At 46.5% G+C, this 18,951-nt stretch carries 13 protein-coding genes; 11 read left to right on the top strand and 2 right to left on the bottom strand.

Features of this window, described 5'->3' with window-relative positions:
* The first annotated feature begins 13 nt into the window (after window positions 1-13).
* The 5 genes from G589_RS0106790 to G589_RS0106770 all read left to right on the top strand — a co-directional run bounded on the left by G589_RS0106790 (window position 14) and on the right by G589_RS0106770 (window position 6,958).
* Window positions 14-1,465, top strand: coding sequence for an MFS transporter (locus G589_RS0106790; RefSeq protein WP_026521563.1), 1,452 nt, complete (start codon window positions 14-16; stop codon window positions 1,463-1,465).
* A 128-nt stretch (window positions 1,466-1,593) separates the two neighbouring features.
* Window positions 1,594-4,665 (top strand): glycoside hydrolase family 3 C-terminal domain-containing protein, encoded by a 3,072-nt coding sequence (locus tag G589_RS0106785; RefSeq protein WP_051192225.1) that lies wholly within the window; start codon window positions 1,594-1,596, stop codon window positions 4,663-4,665.
* Window positions 4,665-5,051 carry a hypothetical protein gene (locus G589_RS0106780; protein WP_026521561.1) on the top strand — a complete coding sequence of 129 codons (387 nt, stop codon included), beginning with the start codon at window positions 4,665-4,667 and terminating at the stop codon, window positions 5,049-5,051. The genes G589_RS0106785 and G589_RS0106780 overlap by 1 nt, the downstream gene beginning before the upstream one ends.
* A 48-nt stretch (window positions 5,052-5,099) precedes the next feature.
* A complete protein-coding gene (locus tag G589_RS0106775; RefSeq protein ID WP_026521560.1) occupies window positions 5,100-5,510 on the top strand; it encodes a hypothetical protein in 411 nt (136 codons plus the stop codon).
* A 2-nt stretch (window positions 5,511-5,512) separates the two neighbouring features.
* A complete protein-coding gene (locus G589_RS0106770; protein ID WP_155832508.1) occupies window positions 5,513-6,958 on the top strand; it encodes a family 43 glycosylhydrolase in 1,446 nt (481 codons plus the stop codon).
* Window positions 6,959-7,096: 138 nt separating this feature from the next.
* On the opposite strand, the gene G589_RS21015 is transcribed toward G589_RS0106770, so the two are convergent.
* Window positions 7,097-8,320: a helix-turn-helix domain-containing protein gene (locus tag G589_RS21015; RefSeq protein WP_026521558.1), complete on the bottom strand. Its 1,224-nt coding sequence runs from the start codon at window positions 8,318-8,320 to the stop codon at window positions 7,097-7,099.
* A gap of 198 nt (window positions 8,321-8,518) precedes the next feature.
* Between G589_RS21015 and G589_RS0106760 the strand changes: the two genes are divergently transcribed.
* From G589_RS0106760 to G589_RS0106740, 5 genes are all read left to right on the top strand, one after another.
* Window positions 8,519-9,997 (top strand): MFS transporter, encoded by a 1,479-nt coding sequence (locus G589_RS0106760; RefSeq protein ID WP_026521557.1) that lies wholly within the window; start codon window positions 8,519-8,521, stop codon window positions 9,995-9,997.
* 15 nt (window positions 9,998-10,012) lie between these two features.
* Complete coding sequence (locus G589_RS19150; protein ID WP_022768640.1) at window positions 10,013-10,303, top strand: NINE protein; 291 nt, start codon at window positions 10,013-10,015, stop codon at window positions 10,301-10,303.
* Between the two features lie 93 nt (window positions 10,304-10,396).
* On the top strand, window positions 10,397-12,211 hold the full coding sequence (gene uidA, locus G589_RS0106750) for a beta-glucuronidase (protein ID WP_026521556.1): 1,815 nt from the start codon (window positions 10,397-10,399) through the stop codon (window positions 12,209-12,211).
* Between the two features lie 17 nt (window positions 12,212-12,228).
* A complete protein-coding gene (locus G589_RS0106745) occupies window positions 12,229-13,953 on the top strand; it encodes a glycoside hydrolase family 3 protein (protein ID WP_026521555.1) in 1,725 nt (574 codons plus the stop codon).
* A gap of 17 nt (window positions 13,954-13,970) precedes the next feature.
* Window positions 13,971-14,798, top strand: coding sequence for an HAD family hydrolase (locus G589_RS0106740; protein WP_026521554.1), 828 nt, complete (start codon window positions 13,971-13,973; stop codon window positions 14,796-14,798).
* 34 nt (window positions 14,799-14,832) lie between these two features.
* On the opposite strand, the gene G589_RS19145 is transcribed toward G589_RS0106740, so the two are convergent.
* Complete coding sequence (locus G589_RS19145) at window positions 14,833-16,170, bottom strand: MATE family efflux transporter (protein WP_051192224.1); 1,338 nt, start codon at window positions 16,168-16,170, stop codon at window positions 14,833-14,835.
* 886 nt (window positions 16,171-17,056) lie between these two features.
* On the opposite strand from G589_RS19145, the gene G589_RS0106730 reads away from it, so the two are divergent.
* Window positions 17,057-18,949, top strand: coding sequence for a glycosyl hydrolase 115 family protein (locus tag G589_RS0106730; protein WP_196811854.1), 1,893 nt, complete (start codon window positions 17,057-17,059; stop codon window positions 18,947-18,949).
* Window positions 18,950-18,951 lie beyond the last annotated feature (2 nt).

The following is an 18,951-nucleotide window of genomic DNA, read 5'->3' as shown; positions in this document are numbered from 1 at the left end:
GGAGTAACGCGAAATGAACAAAAACATTTGGTCAAATCCGCTTTTAAAAAGCGCCATAAAGTCAGATGACGTAAGGATGCCCGAGATGCTCCTGGGATATCTTATAGGCCCCTTTGGCGCACTTTTGTCATCCGGGATTTTTACCAGCATGCTTCAGAAATATCTTAACGAAGTGCTGGGAATGTCGAACAAGTTCCTGACGGTGCTTCCACTGGTTTCAACCATATTTATCATAATTGCAAACCTGGTGGTGGGACAGCTCATTGAAAAGACAAGAGTCCTGGCCGGAAAGGCAAGACCCTGGATACTTCTCTCGGCAGCCACGCTCTCAATCGCATCGATACTCATGTTTATCGTACCGGCGCATGGGACGCTCAAACTGATCTGGATAGCGGTGGCTTACAATCTCTACTACTCAGTGGCATATCCGATCTACAACACAGCCAACGCAACAATGGTTCCTGTATCAACAAGAAACGGGCAGCAGCGAAGCGCCTTAGCTTCCCTTAGTAACATCGCAGGCCTCGGAGTTATGGGAACAGGATCCATGGTATTCCCGATCCTGGCATCCAACATTCTAAAGAATGACCAGAGCAGATGGCTGATGATAATGATCTTTGTCGCCATCATTACCGCACTGACGATCATCCTTCAGTACAAGTTCACAAGAGAGAGAGTCACTGAAGAGGATCTTCATGCAGCAGATAAGGGAAAAGAGCTTTCGGCAAAAACCGTGTCTATGGCTGAGCAGCTAAAAGCAGTGACAAGCGAAAAATGGTGGTGGATCATCATAATTTTCTACATGCTCTTCCAGTGGTCAGGCGCCATCAAAAACGGAGCAATGACCCAGTTCTGTGAGTGGGTCGTAAGCCTTGACCTTGTGGGAGGTGACTGGGGAATCGCCCAGACAATCCTTTCCATCGCAGGAGCAGTTCCTATGGCAGTGGCGGTGGTTGTGGTAATGCCCCTGGCTTCTAAGATCGGAAAAGCAAAGACCACATTTATCTTCCTGGTTATCGGTTTTCTGGGAGGAGTTCTGGCAGGTCTTTTCCCTGAAAACCTCGTAATGGTAGGCATTGGTGTAGGACTTAAGTGCTTCGGGTCATCCCCGGCCTGCTATCTGATCCTTGCGATGCTGGCTGATGTCATCGACCACATCGAGTACAAGACAGGCTTCAGGACGGATGGTCTTACGATGTCAATCTATTCATCGCTTATGGTTGCAGCAACTCCCATCGGATCAGCGATACTTAACGCACTGCTTTCAGCCTTCGGCTTTGACCAGATGCTGGTTTTCGGAGAGGGAGTTCAAAGTCAGTCCGCCAGGATGGCACTATCTGTTTCCTACATTTGGATCGAGACAATCTGCTACGGTATCTGCGCACTTCTGATTCTTGCATTTACCGTGGAAAAGAACCTTAAGAAGGAGCAGGAAGAGATCAAAAAGAGGAAGGGACTTTCATAAGAATTTGCACAAAGGTTTCCGTTCATGCTCAAAAATGTGCAGATGACGCAGATGATGATCACGATCGGTTTTTATAGAGTAACATGACAATCGAGAAAAGAATTTCTTTCAAAATAAAGGAGGGACGTATGAAAGGGAAACATTCATACAGAAAATGGAGAGGTTTTAGTGCAATAACAGCATCACTTATGACCATCGCTATCGGCGGTGTAGCTATAGTTAATGCCAATGCAGCATTCATTAACTCTCGTCTTGGAACAACAAACATAAAGCTGGTTGAGACCGGTGACGGAACTCAGGATACTGATTATTTCAAGTCATCCTACTCTACACTTGCAGAGGTTGTAGAGGCAAAAGAGGCACTGGCTCAGCAGATCGGAGCTGAGGGAACAGTTCTTTTAAAGAACACAGACAGTGCGCTTCCCATTAAGACCACAGACAAGGTTACAGTTTGGGGAATGAACAGCGTAAATCCGGTTCTTGGCGGAATGATCGGATCATCTGTTACGGTTAATGCCGATGCAGGACAGAAGTCCTACGGAATCCTCGAAGCACTTGAGGAAAAAGGAATCTCTGTCAACACCGAGATGACAGATCTCTACAATTCAGAGTCTGCACAGGCAAGTGGTAAGAGAGTCATCCAGCCCAGCTTTGGACCTATTTACGAGAGTCCTTCGGTATATGGAATTGGAGAGATGGATCCTTCATATTACACATCTTCAGTTCTTTCATCAGCAGATAACACAGTTGCCATCTGCTTCATCTCCAGAGGAAGTTCAGAGGCAGCAGATTATTCAACTACAATGAAATCTCCCGATGGCGACGGAGATACCTATGATGTGCCACTGGCTCTTTCAACCTATGAGAAGGCTATGATTGAAAATGCCAAGGCTCACAGCACCAAGGTTATTGTGATGCTCAACACATCCAATCCTATCGAGATTGAAGATCTGAAAAATGACAGCGATATCGACGCTATTGTGTGGACAGGAGATCCCGGAGCATACGGTTTCCTTGGAGTGGTGGATGTACTTACCGGCGTCGAGAATCCTTCAGGACACCTTGTTGATACCTACGCTGTAGATTCAACATCTTCACCTGCCATGGTCAACTTTGGTGTTTACAATTACACAAATGCATCAACTTCAAAGGAATCAGGTGCCATGGATTCAAACAACAAGTCAGATTGGTTTGTTGTTGAGGGCGAGGGCATTTACAACGGATACAAATACTACGAGACAAGATATGAGGATGAGATCCTTGGTCAGGGCAATGCCACTGCAAAAGAGGGATCATCAAACGGAAGGGCCTGGAACTACGAAAACGAAGTCAGCTACTCTTTTGGCTACGGCCTTTCATACACAACCTTTGAGCAGAAACTTGAGAGTGTAAACGTCGAGATCGGCGGAGAAAGCACTGCAAAAGTAACTGTAAAGAATACCGGATCAGTAGCCGGAAAATCTGCAGTTCAGCTCTATGTTCAGGCTCCTTATACAGAGGGCGGCCTTGAGAAGTCAGCTATCCAGCTGATCGGAATCGGCAAGACAGAGAAGCTTAATCCCGGAGAGAGCGAGACTGTAGAAATCTCTTTTGACGCATCATACCTTGCAAGCTATGACGAGACAAGTGCAAATTCTCTCGGAACAGAGGGAGCATGGGTGCTTGAAGCAGGCGATTATTACTTCGCAATCGGAAACGGCGCACATGAGGCAATCAACAATGTGCTTGCCAAGAAAACAGGAAGCGCAGACGGACTTGTAAGCATTGATGAGGATGAAGTTATTTCAGCAGACAATGCCATCAAGTGGAACCTCGGTGCTACAGATACAACAACCTATTCAGCAAATGTTGAGAACCAGCTCCAGGATATGGATATCAACAATCTCATTCCCGGAACTGTAGAGTACACTACAAGAGCTGACTGGACAAAGGGCTGGACAACAGTAGATTCCATCACTCCTGTAGAGGCAATGATGACAGGCCTTAATAACTCCAACTACGAACTTACAGCTAACGGCGACGGCGTAGTATGGGGAGCAGATAACGGACTTACAATCCTCGACATGATCAACCTTGATGAGAGCGGCAATTATGCAGGGGTAAAAGACCTTGATGACCCGGCCTGGGATCAGCTCATTGATCAGATCACTTTGGATGAAGCAATTCAGTTCATAGAAAAAGGCGGAGACGATGTAGAAAATGTCGATTCAATCCTCCTTAGCAGAACTTATGCAAATGACGGCCCTATAGGTTATACAGGCGATCAGGTTGCTGATTATACCTACAGATGGTCAACCTCCAATTCAGGAGAGGCTACTTATACAACAACAAAGGATGACAAGGCAACCTACACAATGGCTACAATGCCTACAGATCCTGTCGTTGCAGCAACATTTAACACAGAACTTGCTTATCAGGAAGGACTTCTTTTCGGAGAAGATGCACTTTGGTCAAATGAGAGTTCACTCTTTGCCCCCGGCATGAATCTTCACAGAACACCTTACTGTGCAAGAAACCACGAGTACTACTCAGAAGATCCAATGCTCACATCACTTATCGGTACTTCAGTATGCGTTGGTGGTGAGGAGAAGGGAAACCAGATGGAGCCCAAGCACTTTGCTTTCAACCATCAGGAGTCCAACAGATCCGGCGTATCAACCTTCATGACAGAGCAGGCTGCAAGAGAGAATGAGCTTAGATGCTTCCAGCTGGTAATGTCTTCAAACAGCTGCCAGGGAATAATGACAGCCTTCAACCGTGCAGGAACAGTTTATGTTGGTGCCTTTAAGAACCTTCTTGTCAATATCGCAAGAAATGAATGGGGATATACAGGTTGGTACAACACCGACATGATCAACGGAACAGAGTACATGAACTGGAGAGACATCACTGCAGCAGGCGGTGGAAACTGTCTTACAACTTCTGCTTATGACAGCTCAGTTATCGGAACCATGGCAGCTTCAAAAAGTAAGATCGCCAAGGATACACAGTTCCAGCAGATGATGAAGTACAGCCTTAAGTACTGGATGTACAACCTGGCAAGCTCCAATGCCATGAACGGAATCAGCAAGACAACCAAGATTCAGCACGTACTCACCTGGTATCAGATGCTGCTTGGAGGAGTGGCTATCGTAACAGGAATTCTTACAGCACTGTTTGCTTTCCTTGGAGTAAGAGAAGGAAGAAAGGAGAATGAGTGATGAAGCAGGGTAAAAAGAGAGGTGCGTTCTTTACAATAATTGCAGGAATACTGGCGCTGGCTGCCTGCGTTGTCTATATAGGTGTTATGTACAAGCTTCCTATAGTGTTTGTTCTCTTATTGGCAGCAGCTGCAGTTTCCGCAGCAGCATATGTGGGTAAGGTCGGAGTGGTTACAACTCTTGCTCCCGCGGTTATAGCTTTTTTGTCAGCAACAGCAGTTATCTGGGCGGTAAACCCAATGGTAAACCAGCTTGGATACGTGGTTTCAGGACTTGATGATATCAGTACGGTAATTGCACTTATTATATCAGGCGCTCTTATGGCGGCATCTATGGTGGTGGCTATTGTTGCTTCCTTCATGCCCCAGAACGAGGCAGAGGCATAATCTTTGCAGTTAACTATAAAAAACAAAAATTAAGGAGAGGTATTAAAAATGAAAAAGAAAATCTTATCAGTAGTTATGGCAGCAACACTTGCAGTAGCAGCTCTTACAGCTTGCGGATCAGGCTCATCAGCAGGAGTATCAGCAGAGGCTAAGGCCGAGGCACAGGCAGCTCTTGACGGACTTGGACTTACAGCAGAGTATGATCCTAACTCAGAGTACCAGGATTACACACTTGTTGACTATGAGATCACAGATATCGGAGCACAGTTCGTTGCAACAGTTTCAAGATCATCAGACGGCAAGAAGTACGAAGTACACTGCAACTTCTATGGCGACGAGCAGGTTGCTGTTCTTGATAACGGCAAGGTTACAGAGGACAAGACAGGATTCATGGAAGGCGATACACCTAAGATCGTTGAGAAGGCTGAAGCACAGGGAATCTGGGTTCCTATCAAATAATTATGAGCAATCCATATCTTCCAAGTTGGGAATATGTTCCGGATGCAGAACCACATATTGTCGGTGACAGAGTGTATATTTACGGGTCGCATGATCTTTTTAACGGAATCTCTTTTTGTCTGGGAGATTATGTCTGCTGGTCAGCACCCGTAGATGATCTGTCGGATTGGCGATATGAGGGAGTTATATACAAAAGGCAGCAGGATCCAAGCGCCAGGCCACCTAAGGTGTTATTTGGACTGGCAGCGCCGGATATGGTTCAGGGGCCGGACGGCAGATTCTACCTCTACTATTTCATGGGCGGAACAAAAAAGATTTCGGTGGCAGTCTGCGATACTCCTGCCGGAAAGTATGAGTATTACGGCGATGTGAAATATGCGGATGATGTGCCGGTGGGCTTTAAGGGCGAACCCTTTATGTTTGATCCGGGAGTTATTCTTGATGATGACGGAAAACTCTATATGTACGTCGGTTTTGCACAGAATGATAATCCCCTGCTGCTTATGGGAAATAAGCCGACAGATAAAGGACCTATGTGTTTCGAGATTGATACCTCGGATATGCTGACTGTAAAGTCAGGACCTGTCTATATAGGAGTCGGCGCCAGAGAAGACGGCGACAAAAAAGGATATGAGGGGCATCTTTTTCTGGAAGCAAGTTCCATGAGGAAGTTTGACGGAAAGTATTATTTTATCTACAGTTCTTTAAACAGTCATGAGCTGTGCTATGCTGTTTCAGACTCTCCGACAGGAGGATTTTCTTTTGGAGGAGTTCTGGTTTCCAACGGCGATATCGGACTGTCGGGAATTTCTGATGTAAAGAGCGCAAGGAACAATACGGGAAATACCCATGGGAGTCTGATAAAGATCGGTGAAAGGTACTTTGTCTTTTACCATAGACAGACGAACAGAAAGCAGTCATCGAGACAGGCCTGCGCTGAAGAGATCAGGTTTGAGAATGGAAAGTTTTATCAGGCGGAGATGACCAGCATGGGCTTTAAGCATGGGGCGCTTGCGGGCGTAGGGATTTATCCTTCCCACATTGTATGTAATCTCTACGGCAAGGACGGCACCAGATTTTTGTCCATGATAAAGCACAGAAAGGGTAACACTCCCTATCTGACACAGGACGGCGGCGACAGAGAAGGCGGAGATGATCAGTACATCGCCAACTTCTGCGATGGTGCCACCGCCGGGTTTAAATACTTTGATCTTTCGAAAACAAGGGAAATTGCGGTTAAGATGGCCGGAAAAGGAAAGGGATATATCACGGTGCGAACTTCGGAAAACGGAGATGCACTCCTGAAAATCCCGGTATTCTCCGGCGCAAGAAACTCTGTATGCGACTACAGAGGCCAGCTCCCGCCGGGGCTCTCCGGCAAGGAAGCGATATACCTTGGGTATGAAGGGTGCGGAAGGTTTAAACTGATTTCCTTTGAACTAAATTGATATGAGGAGTCAGTGGGGACGGTTCTCTTTGACTCCCTTTTTCAATAATCAAGAGGTATAAAAACCTAAATAAAAGGGAGTCAAAGAGAACCGTCCCCACTGACTCCCCCAGAGAACCGTCCCCACTGACTCCTCATATCATTTAGGGTGGATCATGTTGCGATACTGGGTGGGTGTCATGCCCTTCTCTTTTTTAAAGAGCCTGGTGAAGTAAGTCATGTCGGTGATGCCACAGACTGATGCAATGGTGTGGACGGGATAATCTGTGGTATTGAGCATGAAGATTGCATGATCTATACGTTTTTTATTAACATAGTTTGTAAAGGTGCTGCCTGTCTCCTTCTTAAAGAGGGATGACAGGTAGCTTTTATTTATGCCAAGTTCAAGAGCCGTGCTCTGAAGTGTAAGATCAGGCTCTGACAGGTACTGCGATATGTGGTTCAAGACCTTTTGCATAACGGGAGAGAAGCCGGAAGTTGAATGCTGCTGAACCATCAGGCAGTATTTCCTGAGTATCTCGCGGTGAACTTCCTTATCTTCGCCGGGAGCTGTCATGTTCTCGATACGGATTGCCATTCGGCGGGACATCTCATCAAGATATACAGGGTGAACATTGCCCCTCTGGGCAGCCTTTCTGCAGAGCGTGTTAAAGACAAACAGGAAGTTTTTCCTGCTTCTGAGTGTGCTGGATGCCCTGTTATCAAGTCCGCTGAAGGACTTGTCGGTGCTGTAATGCATGGCTTTATCATAATCACCTTTTGCGATTGCATCCATCATCTTTTCTTCCAGCACGTATCTGTGCTCCAATTGCTGGACTGTGCTCTCGTTGGATGTACTCTCTGCGCTTGATAAGTACTCGGTATTTTCTACCGCGTCTTGCTTTAAGTATTCGATGCTGTAGTTGCCGGCGCCATATATCTTTTCCGCGACAGTCTCAATGAAATACTCCAAAGACGAGGTGTTATCCAGATATGTGGTTGAAGAGTAGTACTGATTGATAAACGAGATAAGTCCCTGAGGAATGCCGTGCCTTTTGCATATCTCCTGAGTCCTCTGGATGCTGGGCGTTTCCGTGAGATAGGGCCCGAGGATCATGGCAACAGGAAGCTCCTGCTCAGGAACAGGAATAAAGATATAATGGCAGGTGTAAATGTCTTCGGCGAAATAGATGCTGTTGTTTTGGGCAAAAGACTCTGCGATGTCTTTTAACGATACTGCCTCATTATCTCTTTTACTCACAATGGTCTTTCTAAGGCCCATATCAATTTCATCTGAAAGAGGGTCATTTAGGTTGGCGATATGAGTGGGAATCCCCATCTTGTCGAAAAAACTCTGAGTAAACTCCAAAAATGCGTTCTGCATATTTTCTCCAATCAAACAATATTTATAAAATATAGTACAATATTAACTTTATTTAAATAACTATAAATATAATACTACAATAAACAAATATTGTCATTGTTATGGTCCTTGCACGTATGTATTATGAGAATACAAAAAAGTGCTCTGAACTGCAGCAGAGCACAAAAAACGGTTATAGACAAACGCGGAGGAAAAACAATGGGAAACAATAAATATGATGTTGGAAACGGAATCCACAGAGTCCCAACATGGCGAATTGCAGGATATGCGCTTAACAACACAGCAACAAATCTTTATTTATTCCTGATGAACTTTATTGCCTACTACATCACCGGATGGGTTGGCCTGGGAGTTGTCCTGGCAGGAAGCTTTTCAATGATCATGAGAGTATGGGACGGAGTAACAGATCCCTTCATCGGTTATATCGTAGATAAGACAGACGGCAAGTTCGGTAAGAACCGTCCCTTTATGATAATCGGAAATATCATACTTGCTCTTGCAAGTTTTCTGATGTTCTTTGTAACACCATCACTGCCTGAAGGTGCACCAAGGATATTCTTCTTCATCCTTATCAACGCCATCTACTACATCGGATACACTTTCCAGTGTGTAGTTACAAAGTCAGCTCAGACCTGTGTTACAAACGATCCCAAGCAGAGACCTTTGTTCACAGTATTTGATGCGATCTACAACATGATCCTCTTCACAGGCGGACAGGTTTTCGTTTCATCATACCTTGCACCTAAGTACCACGGCCTTGGAAAAGACATTGCGATGTTCCATGAGTTCTGGGCAATCGTTGCACTTGTTTCAGCACTGTTCACAGCAATCGCTGTTATCTCAATCTGGCCTAAGGACAGAAGAGAATACTTCGGAACAGGTAAGGCACAGAAGATCACCTTCAAGGATTACTTCGAGGTTATCAAGAACAACAAGGCTATCCAGATGCTGGTTGTTTCCGCATCAACAGATAAGCTCGGATCAGCAGCAAGAACCTCTACAGTTACACTTATCATGTACGCTATCGTAGCAGGTAACTATGCTCTTTCAGGTGGCTTCCAGATCTACACAACCATCGGTAATGTCCTCTTCATCATCCTTGGCGTCGGCGTGATCGCAACCAAGTTCGGACAGAGAAAAGCAATGGTACTCAGCAGCTGGATCGCTCTTATCGGAAACGTACTTATGATGCTTCTTTGGGGCTTCGGCGATCCTACAACACTTAACCTTCCCGGTTATGAGGGCTTCACAGGATTCAGCTTCTTTACAGTAGCTCTTTTCATCCTGACAGTTGTAGCAGGCGGCTTCCAGCAGGTAAGCTCAAACATCGTAATCCCTATGACAGCTGACTGTGCAGATTATGAGACATACAGATCAGGCCGTTATGTTCCGGGACTTATGGGAACACTCTTTAGCTTCATCGACAAGCTTGTTTCATCACTGGCTCCATTCGTAGCAAGCATCTGCCTTGCAGCAATTGGATTCAAGACAGTAATGCCTGACGTTGATACACCTTATACACCTCAGCTCAAGGTAGTTGGAATCTTCCTTATGTACGGACTTGTTTCATTAGGTCTTTTGGCAAATGTTATTGCCATGAAGTACTATCCACTTACAGCTGAGAAGATGGAAGAAGTAAGAGAAAAGATTTCTGAGATCAAGAATCAGAACGCATAAAGAAAGGGACGACAAATGAGAGCAATGAGCACAGAAAAAGACAATAGACTCTGGGTACGACTCGGAGAAAAATACTTTGAGTTAAAAGAAAAACTTGATACTCCTAAGACTGTAAACAGAAAGAAATATCTCTGGCTCTGCGCTCTTTCAATTGTCGGCGCAAACCAGTTTTACGCAGGGCACTACGCTAAGGGCGTTTTCTATCTGATCCTTTCATGGACCGGAATCTCCGTTGCCATGGGACTTTTGGACTGGATGGCAGCAGTGCCCAAAGCAGCTGATGAACACGGAAACATAGAGATCTGAGGTAGTGTAAAGCAAGTTATGAAAACAGTAGACCGTCCTAAGGAATCCACCGCAAGCGGTACCCCCTTAGGACCAATTTCAGGAGGAATAAAAATGTTATATCCGATAATTACAGGTTCACGAATGGTAATGGACCTTTCAGGAATATGGGATTTTGCACTGGATAACGGCAGAGGTTTTGATGAGAAGTGGTATGAAAGACCACTGGAGAATCCGATAACCATGCCTGTTCCCGCTTCTTATAACGATTTGAAGGAAGGCGCAAGCTTCAGAGATCACTACGGCTTCGTGTTCTATCAGAAGAAAATCACCATGCCCAAGGCAGTGCGCAGCGGTCAGAGAGTTGTCCTTCGGTGCGACGCTGTAACTCACCATGCAATTGTATATTTGAATGGAAAAGAGCTGGCGCGTCATGAAGGCGGATTTCTCCCCTTTGAAGTTGAGATCGGTGGTGAGCTTACAGATGGTGAAAACCTTCTTACGATAGCAGTCTCTAACATCATCGATTACACAACTCTTCCAGTGGGCGGAGATGCCCCAATGATCGGAGGAGCAATGGCTTCATTCGCAGACGGTGAAAGAAAGAAGATCAATAATCCAAACTTTGATTTCTTCAACTACTGCGGAATCACAAGACCTGTGCGCATTTACACCACTCCGATAAGCTACATTAAAGACATATCTCTTTTGCCAAAGATAGAGGGCGAAAACGCAGAGCTCTCCTACGAGGTGGAGACAGAGGGAGATGCAGAAAAATGCCTTGTTGAGATCTATGATGAGGCAGGAGCAAAGGTCGGCGAGTGCGACGGCGCAAAGGGAAAGATCGATATTAAAAACGTACACCTCTGGCAGCCTCTTAATGCATATCTCTACAACATAAAGGTTACTTACGGAGAGGACGTTTACGTGCTTCCTTACGGCTTCAGGACCGTTGAGGTAAAGGGTAAACAGTTCCTGATCAACGGAAAACCCTTCTATTTCAAGGGCTACGGCAAGCATGAGGATACCTTCCCGAACGGCCGTGGAATCAACATTCCAATGTACATCAAGGATGTCTCCCTAATGAAGTGGCAAGGGGCAAACAGCTTCAGATGCAGCCATTATCCTTACAGTGAAGAGATGATGCGCATCGCAGACAGAGAAGGTTTTGTAGTTATAGATGAGACCACTGCCGTTGGCATCAATTTCGACTTCGGGGGCGGCGCTAACTTCGGCGGACAGAAGGTCGGAACCTATGACAAGGAACATGGTGTAAAGACCTTTGAGCATCACAAGGATGTTATCCGCGACCTGATAAGCAGAGATAAGAACTACGCATGTGTAGTCATGTGGAATATAGCAAACGAGCCGGATTCCTATTCCGAGGGTGCTTACGAGTATTTCGAGCCTCTCTATAAGCTGGCAAAAGAGCTTGATCCGGAGAAAAGACCTTGTACCCTCACCAGCGTGCAGATGGCAGGCGGACCTGACAGAGACATTTCAGCAAAGCTTTCCGATGTTATCTGTCTCAACAGATACTATGGCTGGTACTATGCAGGACCTGACCTTGAGGCTTCTGAGAGGGCTCTTAGAAAAGAGCTTGAGCAGTGGAAAGAGCTTGGCAAACCACTTATGTTTACCGAGTACGGAGCTGATACGGTAATGGGGCTTCACGATACAACACCGGTCATGTTTACCGAGGAGTATCAGGTTGACTACTATAAGATGAACAATGCAGTCTTTGATGAGAATGATTTTGTTGTGGGCGAGCATGTCTGGAACTTTGCGGACTTTGCAACAAGCCAGAGCATCGTGAGAGTTCAGGGCAATAAGAAAGGTCTTTTCACCCGAGACCGTAAGCCTAAGCTGGCTGCACATTACTTCAAACACAGATGGACAAATATTCCGGATTTCGGATACAAAAACTAAGAAAGAACGGTGAAATAATGGTAGATCTTAAGGCAAAGCCTTTTAATCTTGATGATAAGAAAATTAAGTGGGTCGAGGATACGATCAGGGACATGACCATGGATGAGAAGATCGGTCAGCTCTTTATTAACCTCACACTCAGACGAGATGAGAAGACCCTTGATGAGCTTGTGAACAAGTATCATATCGGCGGAGTTCGCTGGCAGGGAGGAACACTGGAGGAGGTCTATGAGCAGAACAGATTCTTCCAGGAAAAGAGCAAGATTCCTGTGCTGATCGCAGCTAACTGCGAGGCAGGCGGAAACGGCGCTGTGGGCGAGGGAACATTTGTTGCTACAGGTGCTGCCTGCGGAGCGAGCAAAACCCTTGATACTGTAAGAGATATGGCAAAGGTCGGCGCAGCAGAGGCCAAGGCTGTCGGTTGCAACTGGAGCTTCGCGCCGGTGTGTGATGTGGTATCTAACTGGAGAAATACCATTGTTAATACCAGAGGCTTTGGCAATGATCCTGAGGCTGTGGCAGAGAGGTCACTGGCCTACATGGATGAGATGACAAAGGCAGGAATTGCCTGCGCTGCCAAGCACTTCCCGGGAGATGGAAGCGAAGAGAGAGACCAGCACCTTGTGATGGGATGCAACGACCTGTCTGTTGAAGAGTGGGATGCGTCCTTTGGAATGGTTTACAAAAAGCTCATAGATGTAGGCCTTCCCAGCATCATGGTCGGCCACATCGCCCAGAGAGCGTATACAAAGAAGTTTAATCCTGATATCAAGGATGAAGATATCATGCCTGCTACAATGTCACCTGAACTGCTTCAGGGACTGCTCAGGGGGCAGCTTGGATTTAACGGTCTTATCGTTACCGATGCAACACATATGGCGGGACTGACAGCAGCTGCTGACAGAAAGAATGCTATGCAGAAGGTTGTGGCAGCAGGCTGTGACATGATCCTGTTCTTTAATGATCCTGCAGAGGATATAGGGTATGTGAGAGCGGGAATCGAGGATGGCACCATCAGCGCAGAGAGGCTTGATGACGCCCTTCACAGAATCCTGGGACTCAAGGCTCACCTTGGGCTTGACGAGATGTCTTTTCCTAATAAAGACATGCTTGCGGTTGTCGGCTGTGATGAGCATCATGCTCTTGCGAGAAAGGCTGCGGATGAGAGCATCACGCTGGTAAAAGACACTCAGCATATCCTGCCGGTTACTCCTGCAGATAAAAAGAAGGTAGTGCTGTACTTTGTAGAGAGCGCTCCTGTATCGTTGGCCGATGGCCCTGACCCTGCAAAGGCTCTTTTGGTAAAAGAGCTTGAGAAGGCCGGATTTGAAGTTAGGGCGCCTAAGGATTACTACGAATACGAGATGGAAGGCCCGTCGAAGTTCAACAGATTCAAGATGATGGAGCACGAGAACAGGGAAGAGTTCAAGAAAAACACTGACCTGGTGCTGTTTGTCATCAGCATGAAGGGCTATGCCAAGGAGAACAACACAAGGCTTACCTATTCCGTTTCACACTCCTGTGAGATCCCGTGGTTTGTACATGAAGTGCCGACGGTTGCCGTATCGCTGAATTACACCAACCATCTCTTTGATGTACCAATGATGAAGACTTTCATAAATGCCTATAGCGGAAGCGCTGAGTACATCGAGGCGCTGGTGGAGAAGCTCACCGGAAAGTCTGAGTTTAAGGGTGAGGCAAACGATCTTGTCTGGTGCGACAGATGGGATACAAGGCTTTGATTAAGGAAGGATATGTTATGTCCGATTTGGATTTTAAGAAGAAACATGAGCATATAGTCTGCATCGATTCAGACGGATGTGCCATGGACACCATGAATATCAAGCACTTCAGGTGCTTTGGTCCCTGCATGATAAAGGAGTGGGGACTTGAGAAATGGGAAAAAGAGATTCTGGAGAAGTGGAATGAGATCAATCTCTTTTCCATGACAAGAGGGATCAACAGGTTTAAGGGACTGGCGCTTTGTCTTTTGTATGTTGATGAGAATTACACGGGAATCGAGGGAGTCAAGGCGCTCAAGACCTGGAGCGATGATGCACCGGAGCTCAGTAATAATGCGGTTTCCAAGATGACGGAGGTTTCTCCGGTATTTGAGAAGGCACTTAACTGGAGTAAGAGTGTTAATGCGTCGATTGAGGAGCTTCCCGAGGAAGAGATAAAACCTTTTGAGGGAGTGAAAGAGGCATTTGAGGAGGTCTATGGCAAGTGCGACATCGCCGTGGTTTCCAGCGCAAACCCTGAGGCTGTCAGAGCTGAATGGGGGAGGTTCGGACTTCTTGATATGGTTGATATCGTCTGCACCCAGGAGATGGGTTCAAAGAGTGCATGCCTTGGAATGATCAGAGACAAAGGTTACGATGTCGGTCATATCCTGATGGTCGGAGATGCCCCCGGAGATCTTCAGGCTGCGTTGGAGAACGGAGTGTATTTTTACCCGATTCTTGTAAGGCACGAAGCTGAGAGCTGGAGCGAGTTTAAAGATAAGGCTCTGGAGAAATTCGTGGCGGATGAGTATGAAGGATACGGAAGCCTGAAGGCTGAGGAATTTAAGAAAAATCTGGCATGAGTCAATGGGGACGGTTCTCTTTGACTCCCCAAGCTCATGTCAGGGTCTTGAATTTCCACTTCCCAGAGTAGTACCTGACAACAGGAATCACACATCCGCAAGCCCATGAAAATGGCGTGGAGATCCAGATTCCAAGAGGCCCAAGGAAAGGCGATGCAGCGTAGGCAAATATAATTTTGCCCGCAAGCTCTGTGAGCCCCGCAACCATGCAGGTGTTGACGTCGCCGGCACCTTTTATGACATTCTGGTAGCTCTGCATGATGGCGCAGATAAGGTATGCGACACCTACAATTGACAGGTACTGCGCACCTGTGTTAAGAGCAAGCGGATTAGCATCTGCATCCAGGAATATGCCTACGATGCAGAACCTGAAGGTATATGCACAAATAGCAATGACAACAGCACTGAAGAACATGATGATTCGTGACTTCTTCAGTGCTTTTTCTATTCTCTCAAGATTGCCGATTCCAATGTTCTGCCCGGTGAAAACACACAGCGCATTGCCAACGGAGAGGATGACCTGAATGGCAAGTGAATCCACCTTGCTGGCTGCAACATAGCCCGCCATGACATCGCTGCCAAAGGAGTTGATGAGCCTCTGGACAGAGATTCCGCCAAGTGTGATAAGGGACGATTGAAAGGTAGAAGGCAGGGATGTTCTGATTATAAGAAGCAGAGTATGTGCATCCGGCAGCAGGCTTCCGACGCCATTAAAGCCGAGGTCAGCTCTTTTCCTGATTATGATCACAAGGCAGATAAGTCCGGAAATGAACTGGGAAATGACTGTTGCGTAAGCTGCTCCGGCCACGCCCATATTCAGTTTCAGGATAAAGAAAAGGTCCAGGCCGATGTTGATAAAGGAGGCGGCGATGAGCGCATAGAGCGGAGTCTTGGAATCGCCTACGCTCCTGAGTATTGATGATGTCAGGTTGTAGAGAACCGTGCCGATGGAGAAAACAAAGATGATCCTGATGTAGGTGACGGAATAGTCAATGACGTTATCCGGGACCTTCAGGAATACAAGGAATTTCCTTGAATATATGAATCCAAGAAATGACATAACTGCTGCCAGTAGCAGCATGATATAGCTCATGGAAATGATGGTGCTGCGCAGCTTCTCATAGTTCTTGCTGCCATAACACTGCGCGATGATAAGACCTCCGCCGGCGCCCATTCCAAGCGCTATGCAGAGCATCAGAAATGTCAAAAGACCTGTCGCCCCAACTCCTGCCAGTGCATCCGGTCCAAGGTATCTCGACACAATATAAGTATCCACCAGAGAATACAGCTGCTGGAAGATGCTTGAAATCAGCATTGGAATTGAAAAAGAAATGATGGCGCCTAGAATACTGCCCTTTGTCATGTCTTTCATGGTGATTCCTCTTTCATGGGTTGGATCTTCGCGTGAGTCATTGGGGACGTTTCAGATTGACTCATTGTGTGCAATGAGTCAATCTGAAACGTCCCCGGTGACTCAATTTGTATGCCAAATTTGGCGTAGGCTACTGTCCTGCAACAAATTTGTTCTGGGGACAGTAGTGAATTACACATTATCATGTGCAGGGCTACTGTCTCATGACAGAATTGTTATAGAGACAGTAGAAAATTCACAGTTTTTGCAGTGTTTAGATGTGCAAGGAGCTAATTTAAAGCAAATATCTACTGTCTCATGGGGATTTTGATTCGCAGACAGTAGTGTTGGCTCAAACATAACGATCATGGCTACTGTCCTTGAACAAATTTCAGTGCCAGACAGTAGTATCCGACGAAAAAGCAGGAGTCAGGAGTGGAGTCAGGGGGACGGTTCTCTTGACTCCTGAAAATGAGCCATTGACTCCGTCCCCGGGGCTCATCCAAGTTGATATTTGCAATTAGTCTTTTTTCTTTCATATTAGTCTAAATCATTAATAGGCACATTTTAAGTTCATTCATAGTTGAAATCTTATAAAAAACGACCAAGTTAACTGTAGACAATTATATTAATCGAAAGCTTTTGCTATCCTAAATATATCGAGAATTCATCGAAGTACTTGGAACAAGTATAAACGCCGGCAGGAGGCAAAAGAGCTATGATCATCAACACAAACTTAACCATAATAACAGGCGAAGCAAGCGAGCCTGTTTTACATGCATTAGGTCATTTGAAGAGAGACTTAAGTGAGTCAATGGGGACGGTTCTCTTTGACTCATTGCGCACAATGAGTCAATCTGAAACGTCCCAGGTGACTCAAAAAGGGAGTCAAAGAGAACCGTCCCCATTGACTCCATTGACTCCCAAGCTTGTCTTTGAGGAAGACAATTCCCTTGAAGCAGAAACCTACATACTCTCATGCAAGGACAATACCCTGACCATACAAGCCTCCGACGACCTTGGCTTTATCTACGGTATCTATGAGATAAGCAGGCGCTTTCTCGGTATACAGCCGCTGTGGTTCTGGAACGACCAGAAGATAGAGCGCCGCGAGAGCATAGAGATTCCCGAAGGCTTCACCTATAAATCAGATAAACCAAGAGTCCGCTACCGTGGCTGGTTTATCAATGACGAAGTCCTTTTGGCAACCTGGAAGGTTGACGGAAGTTCAGAACTGCCCTGGGAGATGGCCTTTGAGGCACTGCTGCGCTTTGGCGGGAATATGACCATTCCGGGAACTGATAAGAATTCAAGAAAATACCGCGCACTAGCGTCCAGGATGGGGCTATACATAACCCATCACCACGCAGAGCCCTTGGGTGCTGAGATGTTCATAAGAGCCTATCCAGACCTGGAGCCCTCATTTGCAAAGCACGAAGACCTCTTCACTAGCCTCTGGAAGGACGCAATCAAGGAGCAGTCAGACAGCAAAGTAATCTGGAACATTGGATTTAGAGGACAGGGTGATAAACCCTTCTGGGCAGATGACCCGAGGTATGACACGCCCAAAGCCCGCGGCGAGCTCATTAGCAAGATCATTCGCATGCAGTACGACCTGGTCAAAGAGCATAACAAAGACGCAGTCTGCTGCACCAATCTCTACGGCGAGATTATGGCACTTTATCGTGACGGCCACCTTGATATCCCCGAGGATGTCATCAGAGTCTGGGCCGACAACGGCTATGGCAAGATGGTTTCCCGCAGGCAGAACGATGATGACCCCAGAGTTTATGCGCTTCCCACAGAAAGCGACCACGGAAGGCATGGCATCTACTACCACGTATCCTTCTATGATCTTCAGGCTGCAAATCACATGACCATGATGCCGAACTCACCTGCGTTTATAGGAAAAGAGCTTTCAGACTGCCTCTCACACGGCGCAGAAGATTTCTGGATCATCAACTGCTCAAACATCAAGCCACACCTGTACTACCTTGACCTTGTTGCAAGGCTCTGGCAAACCGGCAACGCAGACACGGCGCAGTACACTCAGGATTACGCGAGGACCTACTACGGCTCCGATAATGCAGAGGCTGTTTCAAGGCTCTTTTCCCAGTGGCCTGAGTATTCACTGAAATTCGGCCCTCACGAGGACAACAGGGCGGGAGAGCAGTTCGCAAACCACATCACAAGGATGCTTGTTACGAACTTTGTTGTGGACAGGAATAGTCCCGCGCCACACCTTAAATGGGCCACAAGCGCCACCACCTTCCGCGACCAGATCATCTGGTATAAAGAGCTTGTGGAAGCGGCAGCTAACAACTATGAACAATATTTAAATCAATGTGAGACTACAACAAAAGCTCTCTCCGATCCCGGAAAAGAGCTTTTCAAAGATTCTCTGCTGATGCAGGTAAAATATCTGTACTATGGCTACCTCGGAGCAAGCCAAGCCTGTGAAAGCATGCTCCTTGGACTTTCCGGCGAATACAAAAAAGCCTTCTACCAAGCCGGCCTCGCCCGCGAAGCTTTCCTTGCAGGAGATAAAGCTCAGCGGGAAAGAGAGCACGACAAGTGGCAGGGCTTTTATGAGAATGACTGCGAAGCCGATATCAAGCAATCTGCCTATGTGATGGAATACCTCATGTCCACCTTAAGAGCAATCGGCGACGGCCCTCATTACTGGGCTTGGCAGCGCGATGTGACAGACTCAGAAGAAGACAGGAAAGTAACACTCCTTCTTAGCACCACCAATCATTTGAAGGACTTGGAACTGTTTGAGCTCATGAAGCAAAAATGATA

The sequence above is a fragment of the Butyrivibrio sp. VCB2001 genome, from assembly GCF_000423965.1.
In the GTDB taxonomy this organism is placed as follows: Bacteria; Bacillota; Clostridia; order Lachnospirales; family Lachnospiraceae; genus Butyrivibrio.
The sequence above is the reverse complement of the archived record's forward strand: the minus strand, read 5'-3'. Positions and strand labels throughout refer to the sequence as shown.